Annotated in this window: 21 protein-coding genes; 1 reads left to right on the top strand and 20 read right to left on the bottom strand. The window is 38.9% G+C overall.

Features of this window, described 5'->3' with window-relative positions:
* Positions 1-19: 19 nt before the first annotated feature.
* From ACFX4N_RS21210 to cymR, 16 genes are all read right to left on the bottom strand, one after another.
* Entirely contained in the window at positions 20-949 is a 930-nt protein-coding gene (locus ACFX4N_RS21210) for a peptidase U32 family protein (protein ID WP_013059282.1), read from the bottom strand.
* Positions 946-1,602, bottom strand: a complete 657-nt coding sequence (locus tag ACFX4N_RS21205; protein ID WP_013059283.1) for an O-methyltransferase — start codon at positions 1,600-1,602, stop codon at positions 946-948. The genes ACFX4N_RS21210 and ACFX4N_RS21205 overlap by 4 nt, the downstream gene beginning before the upstream one ends.
* A 181-nt stretch (positions 1,603-1,783) precedes the next feature.
* Positions 1,784-2,887 carry an endolytic transglycosylase MltG gene (gene mltG / locus ACFX4N_RS21200; protein WP_055992485.1) on the bottom strand — a complete coding sequence of 368 codons (1,104 nt, stop codon included), beginning with the start codon at positions 2,885-2,887 and terminating at the stop codon, positions 1,784-1,786.
* A gap of 412 nt (positions 2,888-3,299) precedes the next feature.
* On the bottom strand, positions 3,300-3,584 hold the full coding sequence (locus ACFX4N_RS21195) for a DUF1292 domain-containing protein (RefSeq protein WP_013059285.1): 285 nt from the start codon (positions 3,582-3,584) through the stop codon (positions 3,300-3,302).
* A 154-nt stretch (positions 3,585-3,738) separates the two neighbouring features.
* Positions 3,739-4,155 (bottom strand): Holliday junction resolvase RuvX, encoded by a 417-nt coding sequence (ruvX, locus tag ACFX4N_RS21190; protein ID WP_013059286.1) that lies wholly within the window; start codon positions 4,153-4,155, stop codon positions 3,739-3,741.
* The gene (locus ACFX4N_RS21185; protein WP_013059287.1) at positions 4,156-4,425 is read right to left on the bottom strand and encodes an IreB family regulatory phosphoprotein; all 270 of its coding nucleotides are present in this window, start codon (positions 4,423-4,425) and stop codon (positions 4,156-4,158) included.
* Positions 4,426-4,509: 84 nt separating this feature from the next.
* Positions 4,510-7,143: an alanine--tRNA ligase gene (alaS, locus tag ACFX4N_RS21180; RefSeq protein ID WP_013085088.1), complete on the bottom strand. Its 2,634-nt coding sequence runs from the start codon at positions 7,141-7,143 to the stop codon at positions 4,510-4,512.
* 190 nt (positions 7,144-7,333) lie between these two features.
* Positions 7,334-7,468: a hypothetical protein gene (locus ACFX4N_RS21175; RefSeq protein WP_255219740.1), complete on the bottom strand. Its 135-nt coding sequence runs from the start codon at positions 7,466-7,468 to the stop codon at positions 7,334-7,336.
* Positions 7,469-7,531: 63 nt separating this feature from the next.
* Complete coding sequence (locus tag ACFX4N_RS21170) at positions 7,532-8,593, bottom strand: AI-2E family transporter (RefSeq protein ID WP_013059290.1); 1,062 nt, start codon at positions 8,591-8,593, stop codon at positions 7,532-7,534.
* A gap of 114 nt (positions 8,594-8,707) precedes the next feature.
* A complete protein-coding gene (locus tag ACFX4N_RS21165) occupies positions 8,708-8,842 on the bottom strand; it encodes a YrzQ family protein (RefSeq protein WP_013059291.1) in 135 nt (44 codons plus the stop codon).
* A gap of 25 nt (positions 8,843-8,867) precedes the next feature.
* A complete protein-coding gene (locus ACFX4N_RS21160; RefSeq protein ID WP_013059292.1) occupies positions 8,868-9,059 on the bottom strand; it encodes a hypothetical protein in 192 nt (63 codons plus the stop codon).
* A 141-nt stretch (positions 9,060-9,200) separates the two neighbouring features.
* Positions 9,201-11,558 carry an SF1B family DNA helicase RecD2 gene (gene recD2, locus ACFX4N_RS21155; RefSeq protein WP_013059293.1) on the bottom strand — a complete coding sequence of 786 codons (2,358 nt, stop codon included), beginning with the start codon at positions 11,556-11,558 and terminating at the stop codon, positions 9,201-9,203.
* A 24-nt stretch (positions 11,559-11,582) separates the two neighbouring features.
* Entirely contained in the window at positions 11,583-12,242 is a 660-nt protein-coding gene (locus ACFX4N_RS21150; protein WP_057274050.1) for a tetratricopeptide repeat protein, read from the bottom strand.
* Positions 12,243-12,399: 157 nt separating this feature from the next.
* Complete coding sequence (gene mnmA / locus ACFX4N_RS21145) at positions 12,400-13,512, bottom strand: tRNA 2-thiouridine(34) synthase MnmA (protein ID WP_013059295.1); 1,113 nt, start codon at positions 13,510-13,512, stop codon at positions 12,400-12,402.
* Between the two features lie 106 nt (positions 13,513-13,618).
* Entirely contained in the window at positions 13,619-14,761 is a 1,143-nt protein-coding gene (locus ACFX4N_RS21140; protein WP_025750574.1) for a cysteine desulfurase family protein, read from the bottom strand.
* Between the two features lie 23 nt (positions 14,762-14,784).
* A complete protein-coding gene (gene cymR, locus ACFX4N_RS21135; protein ID WP_013059297.1) occupies positions 14,785-15,201 on the bottom strand; it encodes a cysteine metabolism transcriptional regulator CymR in 417 nt (138 codons plus the stop codon).
* A 226-nt stretch (positions 15,202-15,427) separates the two neighbouring features.
* Between cymR and ACFX4N_RS21130 the strand changes: the two genes are divergently transcribed.
* Positions 15,428-16,705, top strand: a complete 1,278-nt coding sequence (locus ACFX4N_RS21130; RefSeq protein WP_013085092.1) for a replication-associated recombination protein A — start codon at positions 15,428-15,430, stop codon at positions 16,703-16,705.
* Positions 16,706-16,751: 46 nt separating this feature from the next.
* On the opposite strand, the gene pstA is transcribed toward ACFX4N_RS21130, so the two are convergent.
* The 4 genes from pstA to ACFX4N_RS21110 form a co-directional block, all read right to left on the bottom strand.
* On the bottom strand, positions 16,752-17,681 hold the full coding sequence (gene pstA / locus ACFX4N_RS21125) for a phosphate ABC transporter permease PstA (RefSeq protein ID WP_013059299.1): 930 nt from the start codon (positions 17,679-17,681) through the stop codon (positions 16,752-16,754).
* Entirely contained in the window at positions 17,678-18,565 is an 888-nt protein-coding gene (gene pstC / locus ACFX4N_RS21120) for a phosphate ABC transporter permease subunit PstC (RefSeq protein ID WP_013059300.1), read from the bottom strand. Before pstC ends, pstA begins: the two co-directional genes overlap by 4 nt.
* Before the next feature lie 124 nt (positions 18,566-18,689).
* A complete protein-coding gene (locus ACFX4N_RS21115) occupies positions 18,690-19,574 on the bottom strand; it encodes a phosphate ABC transporter substrate-binding protein PstS family protein (RefSeq protein ID WP_013059301.1) in 885 nt (294 codons plus the stop codon).
* Between the two features lie 422 nt (positions 19,575-19,996).
* Complete coding sequence (locus ACFX4N_RS21110) at positions 19,997-20,761, bottom strand: tRNA threonylcarbamoyladenosine dehydratase (protein ID WP_013059302.1); 765 nt, start codon at positions 20,759-20,761, stop codon at positions 19,997-19,999.
* Between the last annotated feature and the right edge of the window lie 57 nt (positions 20,762-20,818).

Raw genomic sequence — 20,818 nt, 5'->3', positions numbered from 1 at the left:
ATCTTTCTTTGCATGCTTTTTAATATACCGTTTCTTTAAAGAAAAACCCTGTGTCTAACGGGCGGTTAATTGGCTGCAAGCTTTCAATTTCTTCTAACAAATCGTCTTTAACGTTTTCGTATTCTTCACGGTCATCTACACATAAATCAATCGCTTGACGATATTTTTTTGTTACTTCTAAAATATATTGCGGTGACTTTAATACGCCGTCAATTTTGAATACATCTACTTCAGCATCAATCATTTCGGAAAGCTCATCGATAATGCACATATCATTTGGACTCATAATGTGCGTTCCATTTTCATCTTCGAAAATTGGATACTTATTGTTTCGCTCATTATCAAGTAAAAACATATCTTTTTCTACTTTACGATTTTCAATTTCCATGACTTTTCCTTGATACTCAAAGTAGTTGCCAAGAAGTGAACGTTTTGATTGGAACATACACGTCATGCCATGCACCTGAACTTCAATTTCTACTTCGGCTTTTTCTTTGATATCAATGATGCTATCCATGCTTAGCTCACGAGCAAGAACTGCGCGCTTAGCTCCTTTACGCCCCCAGTAGTTACATGAATACCAGTTTGTGCCCGTTGTTTCAGTACTCCAGTGCATCTTCATTTCTGGAGCTGTTTCACGCACTGCCATCAATACAGCAGGATCTCCAAATACAATCGCATCCACGCTTGCTTCTTTTAAGAATAAAATATATTCATTTAGTTCGGCGATTTTATCATTGTGAAATAATCCGTTCATCGCTACGTAGACTTTTGCATTATGCTGATGAGCAATATTTACAGCTTCTACGATATCTTCACGTTTGAATTCACCTGCTAAACGCAAACCGTAGCGCTGTTCACCAACCATAACAGCTGTTGCTCCAGCTTGTAGCAATGATTCGATTTCCGAAACTGCAGTTGGTGTCACTAATAGTTCTGGTTTTTTCATTCTTGGTCACCTCTTTTAATACTAATCGCGATTCCGTCTCCAATAGGGAGAATAGTTGTATAATAATCGGGATGATTCATCAGCCACGTATTGTATGCCTGAATTTTTTTAATTAAGCTGCGGCGTCGACGTGTTTCTACTTCGGCCAAATCAGTCGCTACGTGACCTTTAAATAGTACGTTATCCGAAATAATCATTCCTTTAGAAGATAGCATCGGCTCATAATGTTCAAAAAAACGCTGATACTGACCTTTAGCTGCATCAATAAAAACTGCATCATAGGGACCATGACGTTCAATCTCATCTCTAAGCTCTAGTGCATCCCCAAACAACGACACAATTTTATCTTGTTTTCCCGCCCGTTCAATAAATTCTTGCGCTTTTTGGTAACGCTCTTCATTTCGTTCTACCGTAACCACTCGTGCCTCTGGAAGCGCATGGGTCATTCGAATAGACGAATATGCAATCGCTGTTCCAATTTCTAATATATGTTTTGGCTGATGAAGACGAAGAATTTGCAATAGCGTTTCAACACCAATCAATTCCATAATCGGAACGTGATGTTCTTTTGCATAAGCTTCCATTTCTTCAATAAGCTCCTGGCGCTTAGGAATAAGCTTTTCCACATACTGCTCTACGTTTTGTAAAAGCAAAACACTTCCTCCGTTCTCAGAAGTACATTTTACATTATGTTTTCATAACGTTTCATTACTGCAAAATAGTAAGACAACTAGTCTATTATAAGTTTTTTTCGTTTTTACGTAAACCCGATATATTTTAACATAAAAGATGGGGAATGCGAAGTATCGCGATTCCCCAATTTTAAATTCCCACTTATTTTTCGGTATTTTGCTTTTCTTTACCTGTAATATGCTTGGCTTTTTCTTTGTTATGTTCTTCTAACGTTTTGGTAAAAATAACTTTTCCTTCAGGTGTGGCCAAGAAGTATAAATAATCTGTATTGGCTGGATGTAACGCAGCTTTGATTGACATTAAACCAGAGCTGGCAATTGGTCCTGGAGGCAACCCTTTTACTTTATACGTATTGTAAGGAGAGTCCACTTCTAAATGCTTATAGAACACGCGGTCTTTATGCTCTCCTAAGGCATATAAGACGGTTGGATCCGTTTGAAGAGGCATGTTTTTTTCAAGGCGATTATAAAAGACGCTGGCAATTTTTTCTCGGTCGACTTTCGCAGTCGCTTCCTCTTCAATGAGAGAAGACATGGTTAACAATTTATGTGCACTGAATTTTTTCTTCTTCATTTGCCCACTGTACTGACCTAATACATTATTTGTTTTCCCTACCATTTTATCCAATATTTCATCTAACGACACATTTTTATCATAAAAATCATACGTAACGGGATATAAATAACCTTCTAGCGGATGTTTAATATCTTTTTGCATCACTTCATCCGTTACTACATCTGGATATTTTTCTTTCATTTTATTGACGAATGCCTTATCGTCTAGCTTTTTCATGACTTCGTCTTTTGTAAACTTTGTATTTTTAGCAATGATATCAGCAATTTCGACAAGCTGGCGTCCTTCTGGAATGGTGACACGAATATCAGGTTGTTTTGAAACCTCGCCTTTTTCCATTTTTTCAACCATTTCCCCTAGACTCATGGAAGGAGAAAATAAATACGTTCCAGCTTGAAATCCAGACACATGGGTTAATTTTACGTAATAGCGAAATGCACTTTTACTTTTAATTAAATCTTCTTTTTTCAATACCGTACCAATCGATTGGACGGAAGAACCTTGTGGAATGGTCACATTTACTTTTTTATTGCTGTTTCGATCCACGGGCGTTAAGCGGGATTGAGCATAGAAAAATGCACCGCCAACTAGTAAAAGAAGTACGATAATTGTAATAAAAATAACTCGTTTTTTTCTTGAACGATTAGGTGGTAAAAATGTTTGTTGCGACAAGCAGCTTCCTGGTTAAATCTACTTCTGTAAAAGAAGATACAACCAGTTTCACCTCTTTTCTTCTTGATTTTTTATAAGTATGAACAGAGAGGAGACATGAGATTGCGATTCATTCGTATCGCCTATAGGTGTGAGATGGTATCGCTTCCTTAAACTCTCGCCTCTTCTAAAATTTTTCCATGATTTATGTTATTGTCTGCCCAAAGTCTAGTTTCATCCGTTCAAACAATGAATTCTTTTATTAAATTGCACTCTCACACGCAGGAATTATTATACTACAATTTATCTTATTTTTCGTCATTATCATACAATCTGCCCTAAGAATGCAAGGAAAAACCTTTTTATATCTAAAAAGAACAGCCGCTATGTAAAAAAAAGCTGATAACGATTGTCATCAGCTTTTTCACTATAATTATTCGCCTTCTTCGTCAAGGAATGTATTAACCATTTCCTCAACCATGTCCCACTCTTCTTCTGTTTCAATCGGTTGAAGCTCACCGTCTTGACCATCTTCACTTGGTGTGAAAGCAGATGCATGAATTTCAATTTCCTCTTCATCATCTTGGTCTGCTCCGATTGGATAGTAAATTACATATGATTTGTTATATTGATCAGAATCAAATGTGAATAAAATTTCGCATAGCTGCTCATTTCCATTCTCATCGACGATTGTAATTTTATTTTCTTCTACGCTCATGTTTGCACCTCATTTTATATTGTAAGCTCTTAGCTTAACTTTTTCTTCAGCGAAAAGCAAGCCGTTCAGTTATTTCACTTCCCTTTTACGTACAAAAGAATATGCAAAAGGGAAATTCATAACTTTTCAGCTGAGGCAAAGCCTGCTGCTTTTCTTACTGCTTGCTGTCTAAGTATCCTTGAAGAATCATAACAGCTGCCATTTTATCGATTACTTTTTTGCGTTTCTTGCGGCTTACATCGGCAGACAGCAGTACTCGCTCTGCTGCCATCGTCGACAAGCGCTCGTCCCACATCATCGTTTCAATGTTAAGTTTTTCTTTGACGTTGTCAGCAAACTCAATGCACGCTTCGCCTCGAGGGCCAATCGTACCATTCATATTTTTAGGAAGACCCACTACGATTTTCTCTACGGAATATTCGTCAATTAGCTGCTGTAAACGAGGATATGATTGCTCCATCTGCTCATCTGCAATTTTAATTGTTTCAATTCCTTGCGCTGTCCATCCCATTTCATCACTAACTGCCACACCAATTGTTTTGGTTCCTACATCTAATCCTAATACGCGCATTTATGAATCCTTTCGATGCTGTTGTAAATAAGATTTAACAAGTTCTTCAATGAGCTCGTCTCGCTCTAACTGGCGAATTGTGTTTCTCGCATCGTTATGACGAGGAATGTAAGCAGGGTCTCCTGATAACAAATACCCAACGATTTGGTTGATCGGGTTGTAGCCTTTTTCTTGCAGTGCGTCATAAACCGTAAACAATACTTCATGTACGTTTGTTTCAGCTGGCTCATCTTGAAAATTAAATTGCATGGTTTTATCAAATGAACTCACGGTCCCACCTCACTCTCTTAATTTGTGAACACATTGTGCACTATGCTAAGTCTTATTTATATTGTACACCAAGAAAGAGGAGAATTAAACGGATTTAACCCATTCTTCTACAGTGCCAAGTGCTTTTTCAATTTGGCTAGCGTCTTTTCCTCCAGCTTGCGCCATGTCAGGGCGTCCGCCTCCGCCTCCGCCGCAAATCGTCGCTACTTCTTTAACAAGTTTGCCAGCATGATGGCCTTTAGCAATTAAATCTTTTGTTACACCTGCAATAATATTTACCTTTTCACCTTGTGGAGAAGCTAATACGATCACAGCGGATTCTAATTTTTGTTTTAAATCGTCAACCATTGCGCGAAGGTTATTCATATCCGTTGCATTCACTTTCGCTGCTAGTACATTCACACCATTAATGTTTTGCACTCGGTCAACGAGATTGCCAGCTTCAATATTGCCAAGCTTTGTAGATAGTGAATCATTTTCACGCTGAAGATTACGAATTTCTTCTAGTAATCCTTCAACGCGCCCTACTAAATCACGCGGGTTGGATTTTACTTTTGCCGCAGCTTCTTTTAGTAAGCCTACTTGATCGTTCATTAACTGATAGGCAGCTTTTCCAGTTACAGCTTCAATGCGTCGAGTACCTGCACCGATTCCCGATTCTGATACAATTTTAAATAAACCAATAACAGACGTATTTGGCACGTGACATCCACCACATAATTCTAAGCTGTAGTCGCCTACTTGTACTACGCGCACGATATCTCCGTATTTCTCACCAAATAGCGCCATTGCACCCATCGCTTTTGCTTCGTCAATTGCTTTGTTTTCAATTTGTACAGAGATGCTGTCCCAAATCTTTTCATTAACGATTTGTTCAATTTTCTCAAGCTCTTCTTGTGTGACTTGACCAAAGTGAGAGAAGTCAAAGCGCAAGCGATCCGCTGTTACTAAAGAACCCGCTTGATTAACATGCGTTCCTAACGTATCTTTTAATGCTTGATGCAATAAATGCGTTGCCGTATGATTTTTCACAATCGCACTGCGGTTTTCTTCATCAAGCGTCGCCGTGTATGTTTCACCTTTTACAAGCTCACCGTTTGTTACAGCTACCGTTTGGACATTTTGGCCGTTTGGCGCTTTTTGAACGTCTTTTACTTCCGCTGTTCCTGCAGCACTTTGAATCGTACCTTGGTCCGCAATTTGACCGCCGCTTTCTGCATAGAATGGCGTGTGGCTTAAGATGACTTGCGCTTCTGTTCCAGCTTCAGCGCGGTCAACAAGCTCACCGTCTACAATAATTGCTTCAACAACTGTTTCTACTTCATTTTTATCATAGCCAACAAACTCACTTGCAACCGTTACTTCACCAAGTACGCCGCCTTGAACTTGCATAGAACTAGAATCTTGACGAGCAGCACGCGCACGCTCACGCTGTGCTTCCATTTCACGTTCAAAACCTGCATGATCAATTTTCATGTTCTCATCTTCTGCATATTCTTCCGTTAATTCAACAGGGAATCCATACGTGTCATATAAACGGAAAACATCTTCGCCTTGTACCGTATCACTGTTTTGCGCTTTTTCTTTTTTAATAACGGTTGCCAAAATAGCTAGTCCGTCATTTAACGTTTCGTGAAAACGCTCTTCTTCATTTTTTACTACGCGCTGGATAAAATCCGTTTTTTCCTTTACTTCCGGATAGAAATCAACCATGATTTCCCCTACTACCGGCACTAGCTCGTACATGAACGGACGATTAATGTTTAACTTTTTAGCATAGCGAACTGCTCGGCGTAACAAACGGCGCAGCACATACCCACGGCCTTCATTTGAAGGAAGCGCACCATCACCTACAGCAAATGTTACCGTACGAATATGGTCAGCAATGACTTTAAATGCCGTATCTTGCTCATCATTTGTACGATATTTAGCGCCTGAAATGTTTTCTGTTGCTTCAATAATTGGCATAAACAAATCTGTATCAAAGTTTGTTTGCACGTCTTGAATAACAGAAACCATACGCTCTAAGCCCATTCCCGTATCGATGTTTTTCTTTGGAAGCGGCGTGTACGTGCCATCAGGATTGTGATTAAATTGAGAAAATACAAGGTTCCAAATTTCTAAATAACGCTCATTTTCTCCACCTGGATATAATTCCGGATCAGTTAGGTCATTTCCATATGCTTCTCCGCGATCATAAAAGATCTCTGTATTTGGACCACTCGGACCTTCTCCTATATCCCAGAAATTACCTTCTAAACGAATGATGCGCTCTTTAGGCACGCCCATTTTTTCATTCCAAATCTTAAATGCTTCTTCATCTTCAGGGTGAACTGTTACAGATAGCTTATCTGCGTCGAATCCAATCCATTTATCGCTCGTTAAGAATTCCCATGCCCATTGGATGGCTTCTTCTTTGAAATAATCACCGATAGAGAAATTACCAAGCATTTCAAAAAACGTATGATGGCGAGCCGTTTTACCTACGTTTTCGATATCGTTTGTACGAATGGATTTTTGTGCGTTACAAATACGCGGATTTTGAGGAATAACACGACCATCAAAATATTTTTTTAATGTAGCTACTCCACTGTTAATCCATAATAAAGATGGATCTTCATGCGGAACTAAAGATGCGCTTGGTTCTACATCATGGCCTTTTTCTTTAAAGAAATCTAAATACATTTGACGAACTTGTGCTGACGTCAGTTTTTTCATGATTGGTCCTCCTTTAATACTCTTCTTATTTATAGACAAAAAAATGATGACATAAAAGCATCTATTTTCTCTGTGTACAAAAGCAATTGCTAGTTATTTGCACACAAAAAAACTCTCATCCCTGTAGCAGGGACGAGAGTTGAACTCGCGGTACCACCCTGATTATAAATGCCAAAAGCATTTATCACCTTCATAGCGTTAACGTTGCTGACACGGCAGGTTTTAGCCTGCACTCTGGACTAGCGTTCAGCTGCTCTTTGTTTAGCGCTTCTTTCAGCCAAGGAAGCCCTTCTCTAAAAACCAGTGTGCAACGTACTCGATCCATCATTGTGTTTAAAATATGTAGCGTTTTCTTATGGCGATATTATGACAAATTAACCGCTCTTTGTCAATGTTTGAGCGTATAAGAGCGGATATGCAAAATAGATATTTTAATGACTGCTAAAATTGGCACAGCCAAAATGAGACCCAATACTCCTCCAAATTCTCCTCCTAAAAGGAGCGCAAGCATGATAAACAAAGGATGAATATGAAGACTCTTTCCTACGATAAGCGGAGACAGCACATTTCCCTCTAGAAACTGCAGCACAAAGATTATAATGACAATGGTAATAACCAACTTTATCGAGATTGTGGCTGCAATAATAGCCGCTGGAACCGCACCAATAATCGGGCCAAAATAAGGAATGATATTCGTTACGCCAATAATGAAGCCTAAAAGAAGTGCATAAGGTACATGAAAGAACCACAGTGCTGCTGTGGCAATAACACCAATAATGAGACAAACAAAAAATTGCCCTCTAATGTAATTTCCGAGCGATTCATTCACATCCGATAAAAAACGTTCGCCTGGTTTGTGCCACTTTTTAGGTGTGACATAAGCTGTTGCTTTCTTAATAGAGGAAAAATCCTTCAGCATATAAAAAACAATAAATGGAATAATGATTAAAATCAAAAAAGAGGTAATCAATGACTTTAATCCTTCCGCCACTTTTGTAAGCCACACGTTGAGCGTAGCCTCTACATCATCAATGCTGCCTTCAATTTTCTCATGTACACCGTTTGGAAGTGAAGTTGTACGATCATGAATCGATTCTACCCAATGTCTATATGTATTCGTAAAATGCGGCAGCTGTTCGTTTAAATCTTTTACTTGTTCCACAAAAATAGGGTACGACTTATAGGCTCCAAACCCAATTCCTCCAAAAAAGATGATGTAGATCAGTAAAATAGCTAGAGGACGAGGCACGCCTTTATCATGCGTTTTTTCAATAAGCGGATGAAGTAAATATGTAATGAATGCTGCAATAAAAAAAGGCAGCAGTGCTTTTAAAAACATGTAAATAACAGGAAGCCATAAAAACTGGACTTTAAAAAAGACTAATATGCACAGCAGCGCTAATAACAGCAGTCCGAATCTATAGAACCATTTGAATGAACTATCTTTCAACGTAAACTCCTCCTCTCTTCTATTTTTTGATAAAGAAAGGAGTTTATACATGCAGTTGTCTCTTCTGCCTGCAAAAAAGCACTATTGCAGCTAAGTGCAATAGTGCTTTTTTTATTAGTGAATAGCTTTCATCATACGTTTACGCATTTTTTTCATATTTCTTTTTGTAAACATCTCTCGATCATCTGCCATTTTAAATGCATAAGCTCCAAGACCGAAAGCGACTACTGACGGAATGATTCTGCCCATTGCTCTTCCTCCCGGTAAAAAAGAATTAGAAATTGATTGTGCGCTCGTCGTCTGAGAACAAATCATCAAGCGAGCTCAATGTTCCATCTTCTTCTACTTGGTGAGTATTAATTTGTCCTTTTGAAATAGTCATTTCAATAAAACAATTCCAGCAGTAATACTGATTTACACCAATTTTGCCAACGTCAATACTTTTACAGTTTGGACATTTAAACAAAGTCGACACCTCTTTATACGTTCTACTTATATAAACGCATTATGTCCACTTCTTTCCATGTCCATACTTTATTTTCTGACAATTAGCAAAGAAGGATGGCAACAAAGGAGTTTATTTAACTCTTTGTTAGCATGCGAAAGGTTACATGAAATCATACGGCGTAACGTTTTCCATCCCAATATTTGCATCTTTCATAAATGGAATTTCGGGATCTTCTATGTCGTTATCCAAGCTTTCTCGAAGCAAGGGCTGTAAATTCGTTTGTCGGACGCTGTCTTCATTTCGGCTGACTCCAAGCTGAAACGCTTCGTCTTCGCCGCATAAAATTAAAAACTGTTTGCTTCGCGTAACGGCGGTATAAAGTAAATTGCGTCGCAGCATCCGGTAATAGCTTTTAACAATTGGAAGCACAACAATGGGAAATTCACTTCCCTGTGATTTATGAATGGAACAGCAGTATGCATGAGTTATTTGATTAAAGTCTTGCTTTGTGTAAGTTACTTCATTTCCTTCATATGAAATAACCAGCATATCCTGTTTTTCCGTATTTTCTTTGGCAAAAAAAACCGAGACGATTTCTCCCATATCTCCGTTAAATACGTTGCTATCCGGCTGATTTACAAGCTGCAGCACTTTATCTCCGACTCGGTACGTAATATCTCCGTGCTTAAGCTCTCTTCTTTGCTCAGAAGCCGGGTTGAATAATTCCTGAAGAACTTCATTCAGCTTATCAATACCTGCAGGACCTTTATACATAGGAGCTAGAACTTGAATATCTTTAGCCGTATAGCCTTTTTTTAACGCATTCCCGCAAACTTGTTGCACGACGTTCGTGATGTGCTGTCCTTGACAACGAATAAAGGAACGATCTCCTTGCTGCCTGGATAAGTCTTCCGGAAGCTTTCCTTTTTTTATTTCATGAGCCAAATCAATAATTGAAGATCCTTCCGCTTGCCGGTATACATCTGTCAGACGGACGGTAGGAACTACTTCTGAACTCAGTAAATCTTTTAACACCTGTCCCGGACCTACTGAAGGAAGCTGGTCTTCGTCTCCAACTAAAATAACCTGTAAATTAGCAGGAAGAGATTTAAACAGCTGATGAGCAAGCCACAAATCTACCATTGATACTTCATCCACAATCAGTAATTTTCCGTCAATTGGATTCTCCTCATTATGATCAAATCCTTCTTGTCCGTTCCATTTTAATAATCTGTGAATTGTAACTGCCGGAAGTCCCGTCGCTTCGCTCATTCGTTTAGCAGCGCGTCCAGTAGGTGCCACAAGTAAAACAGGAAAAGCTTCATCTTTTTTATAATCCCCTGGATTTAACGAACATCCGTGAAGTTCTGCATAGAGTTCGACTATTCCTTTAATAACCGTTGTTTTCCCTGTACCTGGTCCACCTGTTAAGAGAAGCATCGGAGACATTAAAGCGGTTTGTATGCCCTTGCGCTGAGAAGGTGCATATTGCACGTCTAATCGCTCTTCTAGTTCACCCAGTGCCAATAAGAATTCTGATTCTGGAAACTGCTCTTCGTACTGCGTTTGAGCCATAATTTTTTGAATAGCTTTAACCAGCCCTTTTTCAGCATAGAAAAGGGGAGGAAAATAAATTTTTTCGTCTTGAATGATAAGCTTTTTGTCTGCTTTTAATGCGTCCACTTCTCTTGTAAGATCCATTTCAGACAGATTCTCATGCCTGCTTTTTCGAAGAAGCTCTGCTGTTTTTCCATACAGCTGATCTGCCGTGACGTATACATGTCCCATTTGATTGCATTCTTGCTCAATGACATATAAAATACCTGCACGCAAACGATCAGGATGATTGGTTGCCATACCAAGCCTCTTTCCAAGTTCATCGGCCCTGCTAAAGCCAATACCTTGAATATCTTCTACGAGCTGATAAGGATTATTTTGAACAATTTCAAGCGCTTCTTGTTTGTACGCTTGGAAAATCTTCATCGAAAGCTGCGGTCCAAACCCGAGGTCTGTCAGCTTTACCATTACTTCTTCTAACCCTTGATGTTCACGAAGCTGCGTGACTAAAGCTTCTGCCTTGTCGGCTGAAAGCCTCGGAACCTCTTTTAGCACAGACTCATTTTGCAAAATACGAAAAATAGCGCGTTCTCCTAGGGCGTCCACAATGTTTTCAGCGGTTTTTTTACCGATTCCGTGAAATAAATCGCTAGACAGGTACTGAACAACCCCTTGCCTTGATTGCGGAAGTTCTTTTTTAAACTGTTCAACATGAAACTGCAGACCAAACTTTGGATGCTCTTTGAAGTCTCCGTAAAACGTGTATACTTCATCTTCATTCAGCTTAGGAAAATAGCCTGTAACGACCGTTTCTTTATCTTCAATCTCTAAATTTGTTTTTTTGATCCGTATCCGCGTAACGTTATATAAGTTTTCTTCGTTATGAAAGACCGTTACAATCGACGTGCCGCTTATATAATGACGTTCTGGCTGTGAAGGGTTCACTTGTTCTTCGTTCATGTTATCCTTCCTTTACCCGCTTTCTTAATGTTCTAATGTAGACAGAACTCGTTTGGCATTTACTGCCATTACGTGATCTGGCTGCACGTTTAAAGCTTCATCTAACATCTCAATCGCCTTGTCTTTGTCATCTTTCATGGCATACGCTACGCCTAAATTATAAAAAGCATCGGCGTGTTCTGGCTCTTGATTGACTACCTTAAGAAATTCAGCAATCGCTTCATCTACCATTTCGAGCTGTGCTAAACAAAGACCGTACTGAAATTTTGCTTCTACATCATGTTCGTTTAGTTCTACCGCTCGCTGAAGATAAGGCATCGCAAAACGAATTTCTTCCATATGAAACAGCGTTAAACCAAGCATAAAGTACGCATCGGATGAATCTAAGCCTTTTTTGATTGCTAAATCAAAGTAGTGCTTTGCCTGCTCAAGCTGCTCTGCATTAAAATAAATATTTCCTGCTCCGTAATACGCTGTTGCCGTTTCTTCATCTAATTCAATCGCACGTTCATAAAATTTCAAAGCACGATCCATCTCACTAACAGCCGCTAACAAATTGCCAAAATTCACATACACAATTGGATCTTTTGGATTATCTTCAATTGCTTCTGAAAATGTTTTAGCAGCCTCTTCAAATTTCCCTTCCTGCATATACTGAATTCCTAGCTGATTTTTATCTGTCATTTTTTCGTTCACTCCACTGTTTTAGTTATGATTTAAGAGATTTTCACATCATGAAAATCTAGAATATGTAAGTTATTAGTTTACCCAATAAGTAAAGTATATCATAGAAAAACCTCAGCTATATACGGCCGAGGTTTTTCGTTCTTGCTTATATGAATTATACGTACCAGATTTGCTCTTCTTCTTGAAATACTTTGTCAATTGTTGCTCCGCCAAGACATTCATCATCTTTGTAAAACACAACTGCTTGACCTGGCGTAATTGCGCGAACAGGTTCAGCAAAAATAACCTTAATTGTATCATCATCGACTTTTTCAACGGTTACTGCTGAATCAGTTTGACGATAGCGGAATTTTGCTGTGCACGTCATTGGTGACGACCAGTCACGTTCGCTTACCCAGCTGACATTGGTTGCTGTAAGAGATGTAGAATAGAGCAACTCATTGTGAAAGCCTTGATCGACGTACAAAACATTTTTTTCTAAATCTTTTCCGACTACAAACCAAGGTTCACCGCTGCCTCCAATACCTAAACCATGGCGTTGGCCAATTGTATAGTACATGAGACCGTCATGCTTGCCTTTCACTTCGCCGTCAAGCGTTTGCATTACACCTGGCTGAGCAGGAAGATACTGACTTAAAAATTCTTTGAAGTTGCGTTCACCAATAAAGCAAATACCTGTGCTGTCTTTTTTCGTTGCTGTAGCAAGGCCTGCTTCTTTCGCAATTTCACGCACTTTTGATTTCTCAATTTCACCAATTGGGAACATTACTTTGGAAAGCTGATCTTGTCCTAATTGATTTAAGAAATACGTTTGATCTTTATTTCCATCTACGCCTCGAAGCATTTTATACTCCCCGTCGCGGTACGCAACGCGTGCATAATGTCCTGTCGCTAGATAATCTGCTCCTAGCGTCATTGCATGCTCTAAAAAGGCTTTGAATTTAATTTCCTTATTACACATTACATCAGGATTCGGTGTACGACCTGCTTTATATTCATCTAAAAAGTAGGTAAATACTTTATCCCAATATTGTTTTTCAAAGTTGACTGCATAGTAGGGAATACCAATTTGATTACATACGCGAATAACATCGTTATAATCTTCAGTCGCAGTACAAACGCCGTTTTCATCCGTATCGTCCCAGTTTTTCATAAAGATTCCGATCACATCGTATCCTTGTTGTTTTAATAAAAGAGCTGCTACAGATGAATCAACGCCTCCGCTCATTCCGACTACTACACGTGTATCTTTAGGTGATTTTGTCAACTTCGCCACCTCCGTTTTCTTCATTTTAATTAAATTGTTCGCTAAAAAGCGAAAGAAACGACACAAACCATCAGTGAGGGATGAAGACCCTACTGATGGCTGCTATTTACATCGTTAGTCGCTTAACGATGTTTGCTGTTTGACGTGCGGTTTTTTCAATTTGCTCAGCTGAGTTTCCTAAGCCAAAGCTAAATCGAATAGAAGTTGTTAAACGTTCAGACCCTTTTCCAAACATAGCTACAAGCACATGAGAAGGATCGATTGCTCCCGCTGTGCAAGCTGAACCGCTCGATGCCGCAATTCCTGCTAAGTCTAAATTTACGAGCATCGATTCAACATTTGTTTTTGGAAATGATAAATTTAACACATGTGGCAGAGAATTTTCAAGATGTCCGTTAATTTCAAATGAAATACCTTCTTCTTTCAACACAGCTACCATTATTTCTTTGTATCTTCTATATTCATCTGCACGTGTTTGCAGCGTTTGTTGCGAAATTTTCACAGCTTCTTCAAACCCGACAATACTTGTCATGTTCTCAGTTCCAGCTCGTCGTTTGCGCTCTTGTTCTCCTCCAAATAGCAAAGGAGACAGTGAAACGTGAGCAGCTGCATATAAAAAGCCCATCCCTTTTGGTCCGTTAATTTTATGAGCAGAAACGGATAAAAGATCGACACCTAATTGTTGCACATTTAACGGAATTAATCCATAAGCTTGCACTGCATCCGTGTGGAAATATGCTCCATGCTCTTTTAATAGAACTCCAATTTCTCCAATTGGCTGAATAGCACCTACTTCATTATTTCCAAACATCACCGACACAAGAATTGTTTGATCAGTTAGGGCTGATTTTATTTCATCCACAGATACTTGTCCGTACTCGTTAACTGGTAAGTAAGTCACTTCAAAGCCCTGTGTTTCTAAATATTCACACGTATGAAGCACAGCATGGTGTTCAATTTGCGTGGTAATAATATGATTTCCTTTATGGCGGTTTGCAAGAGCTACTCCGATCAGTGCCATATTATCTGCTTCTGTCCCACCACTTGTAAAAATCAGTTCATTTTCGTGTGCTCCAATACTTGCTGCAATCGTTTGGCGAGCTTCGTCTAAATAGCGTCGACTTTCCCGCCCGTAGTGATGAATACTAGATGGATTTCCAAAGTACTCATGCATAAAAGTCGTCATTTTCTCAACGACTGCCGGATGTATTGGAGACGTTGCTGCATGATCAACATAAATACGTTCCAAAATAAACGCCTCCTAGCTCATTATTAAATATAAAACATATAAGACGCTTGATCATCATCAGAATGATTTGCTAAATCTTCAAGCGTTGTACTATCTAGCACTTCTTTAACTGCATCTCGAATACGAATCCACAGCTCGCGTTTTGCAGGCTCTTCATCTTCAATTCCTTCTACAGGACTAATAGGACCTTCTAAAACAGAAATAATATCGCCAGAAGTAATGTTAGCAGGTTCATGTGCTAAGATGTAACCTCCATAAGCTCCGCGCACGCTTTTTACAAGCCCAGCGTTACGCAGCGGTGAAATAAGCTGCTCTAAATAATGTTCAGATAAGTCATGCGTTTGAGCAATAGTTTTAAGCGAGATAGGACCTTCGCCAAAGCGCTTCGCAAGCTCAATCATAATCGTTAAACCGTAGCGTCCTTTTGTTGAAATTTTCATACGATACACTCCTTCAATACACTTTTTTTATTTATGAAAAAAATAAGACCCTCACGTTGTCACTGAATGCTGTGATGAGTCGTTTTTTACTAAGCTATATGAACTTCTCTATATGCATTTCTTGCAAATGTAACTGTTGATATTATAACATACTATGCCTATAAGATAAATTTCCACCACCTATTCACCTCTTGTGATACAGTGAAAGAAAAGAAAGGAGAAAAACATGGCTACAAAACCTCTCGCATTTCGAATGCGTCCGACTCATTTAGATGACGTTATCGGACAGCAGCATTTAGTTGGCAAAGATAAAATGATTTATCGAATGGTAAAAGCAAATCACTTAAGCTCGATGATTTTATATGGACCTCCAGGCGTTGGAAAAACAACAATTGCCACAGCTATTGCAAAAACAACCAACACGGCGTTTCGTCAGTTAAATGCCGTTGTAAATAATAAAAAAGATATGGAAATTGTCGCCGAAGAAGCCAAAATGTCAGGCAAAGTAATTCTGCTGTTAGATGAAGTTCATCGGCTTGACAAAGCCAAGCAAGACTTTTTGCTTCCTTACTTAGAAAATGGCATGATCATTCTAATCGGAGCGACAACAAGTAATCCTTATCACGCAATTAATCCTGCTATTCGAAGCAGATGCCAAATCTTCGAACTAAAATCTCTTACGCCAGATGATATCAAAATGGCGCTAACAAGGGCACTCAACGACTCATCAAACGGATTTGGGGATAGAAAAATTATCGTAGAAGATGACGCCATGAACCACTTTGCCAACAGCTGTAACGGTGACGTGCGCTCGGCTTTGAATGCTCTGGAACTGGCTGTTTTATCAACAGGTGAAAGCGATGGTAAAATCGTTATTACCTTACAAACGGCAGAAGAATGTCTGCAGCAAAAATATTTTTCACATGATAAAAATGGAGACGCTCACTATGATGTATTATCGGCTTTTCAAAAATCGATTCGCGGCAGCGACGTAAATGCCGCTCTTCATTATTTGGGACGGCTAATTGAAGCAGGAGACTTGATCAGCATCAATCGTCGCCTTTTAGTCATTGCCTATGAAGACATTGGACTAGCTGATCCGGATGCCGGCATGAGAACTCTCGCAGCTATTCAAGCAACTGAGCGATTAGGACTTCCAGAAGCACGTATCCCGCTTGCAAACGCCGTTATTGAGCTTTGCCTATCACCGAAGTCCAACGCTGCTTACAAAGCATTAGACGAAGCGATAAGTGATATTAAAAAAGGGCTGTCCGGCGACGTTCCTCCTCATTTGAAGGATGCTCATTACAAAGGAGCAGAGAACCTTGGCCGAGGCGTTGAATATCAATACCCGCATGATTTTGATAACGGATGGGTCCTTCAACAGTATTTACCGGATCGCATCAAAAATAAACAATATTTTCATCCTAAACAAAATGGACAAGAAAAATACTTTTCAAAAGTTTTCAATCGTTTAGAGACATTAAAAAAAGAAAATGGCTGAAACTGTTGCTCAGTTTCAAAGCCATTTTCTTTTTTGTCTTTATCTATTAAGCTGCACTTTTAACGTCTTTTCGTTTTTTCATTTTTGTTGAACCTTTAAAGTAGCTGTCTAAAAGTTTAGCGACTAAACGAGCGACTATGTTAAACAACAGAACCATAATGATTAGAATAGCAGCTGACTTTGTTGCAATCAATCTTGCATCAGGTACAATTCCTTCAGAGTTTAATTTCCAAATGTGGACGGCAAGCGTCTCTGCTGGTCGAAAAATATTAAACGGGTTTACAGGACTCGTTAAGTCAGCATTTGAATTTAACATCGGCGTCGTTAAGCCAGCCGTATAAATCAGCGCAGCTGCCTCTCCAAAGATTCGTCCCGCTGTTAAAATAACACCTGTGATAATTTGTTGAATCGCTGATGGAATGACGACTTTGACAATTGTTTGCCATTTAGTCGCACCCAACCCTAAACTTGCTTCTTTTACACTCGCAGGAACAGATGCAATCGCACTTTCACATACGCGCGTTAAACCCGGTAAATTTAAAATTGTAATCACAAGTGCTCCACCGATAAGCGTATAGCCCCAGCCGGAAAATGTGACAAAAATTAATAATCCAAATAAACCAACTACAATGGACGGTAATGACGCCATTGTTTCAATACATAAGCGGACGAAATTTAAGAAACGGCCTTGCTTCGCGTACTCCGCTAAGTAAATTCCGGCTCCTAAACCAAGAGGAATAGAAATGATCAGCGTTAAAACAAGCATGTAGAACGAGTTAAACAGCTGGGGTCCGATACCGCCTCCTGCCATCGTATTGCTTGGCTTTCCAAATAAAAAGTTCGGATCCCAAAATCCCCAGCCTTTAGCAATAATTTCAACAACTAAATACACTAATAGCGCCACAACTAGAGCGGCAATGCCATAAAAGATACCTGTCCATATATTATTTACTGTGCGTGCATTTTTGTTTCTCATTGATGAGCACCTCGTTTCCCAATTGCTCGGATAATTAAAATGAACACGAAAGAAATAAGCAGTAAAATCATGGCTAACGTCCACAATGCGTTATTCCATGCCGTTCCGTTTAACGTATTAGACATATCCATTGTTAAAATACCTGTTAATGTTGCCGTTGGACTATATAAGCTTTCAGGAAGCTTAACCGTGTTTCCGATAACCATTTGAACAGCTAGCGCTTCTCCGAATGCGCGGGCAAGCCCTAACACGATACCTGTTAAAATACCTGTTTTAGCAGATGGAATAATGACTCGGCTAATTGCCTGCCATCTTGTTGAACCTAGTCCATAAGAAGCTTCTAAATATTCAGGTGCTACGCTTCGAATTGCATCGTCAGCAATACTTGCAATTGTCGGAAGAATCATGACGCTTAAGACAATAATTCCGGCAATCAAACTAAAGCCCACTCCGCCGAAGTTATCGCGAAGAAGCGGCACTAAAATTGTAACCCCTAAAAGACCGTATACCACTGAAGGAACTCCGACTAAAAGTTCTAAAACTGGTCGTAAAACCGTTGAACCAAATTTAGGCGAAATATAGTTGTTAAAAATGGCGATAGCAATTCCAATTGGAGCACTTATAATAACGGCTCCGATTGATACAAGCATGGAACCCAGAATAAACACAAGTGCCCCGTATTCTTTATTGTTTGGGCTCCATTTTGTTGAAGTCAACATTTCACCGATTGATATATTACTTTGTAAAAATGACTGTATGCCTTTTTCACAAATAAATACGATAATAGCTAACGTAACAAGTACAATTAAAATACCGCAAAATGTAGAAAGCGTACGGCCAATGTATTCGCTTTTTACATAATTAATGGATTTTTTCCCCTTCATCGCTCTGTCTCCTTACATATTCAGTATATATTCGCTTTTCTTTTTATTCGCTATATACTTTATTAACATTCAAATAGAATAAGACTGACTGTGTTAGTCAGCCCTATTCTTTTTAAAAACACTCTTATTTTTTGAACTCAGTCATTGGGATATATCCCATATCTTCTACTTGCTTAGCAAAGTCTTTACCAGCTACGTAGTCAATATACTCTTTTGCACCATCTTTTGGCTCACCGTTTGTAATCATGTACTCATAAGACCAAAACGGATATTTTTTAGAAACAATGTTTTCTGTTGTTGGCTCTACACCATCAATATTAAGCATTTTTAAACTTTCTTTTTTATCGCCAATTAAATACGACATAGCAAGGTAACTTACTGCTCCTGGCGTTGAGTTTACTGATTGCTCAACCGCTCCGTTTGAATCTTGAGCTGTACCAACGCTGTCATTTACTTTTGCGTCACCCATTAATGTTTTCTCGAATGTAGCACGTGTGCCAGATGATGCTGGACGGTTGATTACGTTAATTTTTTCGTCGTTTCCGCCAACTTCTTTCCAGTTTTTAATTTCGCCAGAGAAAATCTTTTGAATTTGCTCTTTTGTTAACGATTCTACTTTTACATCTTTATTTACAACAAGTGCGAACCCGATGCCCGCTACTTTCGTATCTACAAGTTTATCTGCTTTTGATTTATCTTCAATTTTATCGGCTGCTGGAACGTCAGAGTTTCCAATGTCAACTGCTCCTGATGCTACTTGGTTAACACCAGTTCCACTACCTCCACCTTGTACCGTTACTGAAAGGTTTGGATATTTTTCAGTAATTCCATTCGCTGCTTCTTCTGCTAGTGGTTGTAAAGCTGTAGATCCCGCCGCTGTTAACGTACCTGACACTTCTTCTTTGCTGCCCGAACCACTGTCGTTGCTTGCTCCGTCTTTACCACATGCTGCTAGTGCTCCTACCATTAAAAAAGCTGCTAATGTTACTTTAAAACCCTTTGTTTTCATTACATTACCCTCCAATAAATATATGTGTAATTAGTACTAGTCCTTTGTACTCGAACAACAGGTACAAGACACATTATACGAGTAGATTGTTGTCTTTATATGAAGTGAATTTTAAGTTACTGTAAACTTACTTATTTGGGGTTTATTTTTTCTTATTTCTATCAAAACCCTTGATATATAAGACTTTCTGAATATTGCTGTAGAAGAAACAAAAGAAAGAAAGCGAAAACGTAAATTTTATGTAAATAAAGCGTTAAATAAATTTACATAAATCTCTTTTTTTAATACAGTGTAAATTCACCATCAAGCCATATTTTTCAATTTATTAGTACTTTTTATACATATCAAACAGAAGATTCCATCCAAAGCATAAATAGAACAGATATTCCCATAAAAAAAAGAAGGCTGCGATAGCCTTCTTTTTATTCATCACCTACGCGGCGAATCTTAATATCACTTAATAATTCATTGATAACATGACCGCCCATAATTAATCCTGCTACAGATGGAACAAAAGCATTAGAAGATGGAGGCATTTTCGCTTTGCGAATTTGCGCTTGATCGTTTCCTACTTCTTTGCGAACTTCTTCGCGAATAACGATTGGACGTTCATCAGAAAAAACGACGTTAATTCCTTTGCGAATTCCTTCTTTACGCAGACGAGTACGAACTACTTTTGCAATTGGATCTGTATGTGTCTTTGAAATGTCTGCAATTTTAAAACGTGTTGGATCCATTTTATTCGCAGCACCCATACTTGAAATAATTGGAATATCACGTTTTAAACATTCTTTCATTAAATGAATTTTATACGAAATCGTATCGGATGCATCCACTACGAAGTCCGGTTTGTAACTAAAGAACTCTTCATATGTTTCTTCCGTATAAAACATTTGAAGAGAAACGACGTCACAGTCTGGGTTAATATCTAAAATACGCTTTTTCATTAATTCTGTCTTGGGCTGACCTACCGTAGAAAGCAGCGCGTGAATTTGACGATTTACATTGGTAATATCAACATCGTCTTTATCTACAAGAATTAAACGCCCTACTCCTGACCTAGCCAAAGCCTCAGCAGAAAATGACCCTACTCCTCCTATCCCTAAAATAGCAACTGTGCTGCCTTTTAAAGTAGCTAGCCCTTCTTTTCCTATCGCCAGTTCATTACGCGAAAACTGATGCAACATGTTAAAACACTCCTCTATTAAATACACCAACGTGTATGATTAATTCAAATAAACAAC

Origin of the sequence: Priestia sp. YIM B13551, assembly GCF_042787905.1 — a bacterium.
GTDB lineage: Bacteria > Bacillota > Bacilli > Bacillales > Bacillaceae_H > Priestia.
This window is presented reverse-complemented; position numbering and strand designations above follow the sequence as displayed.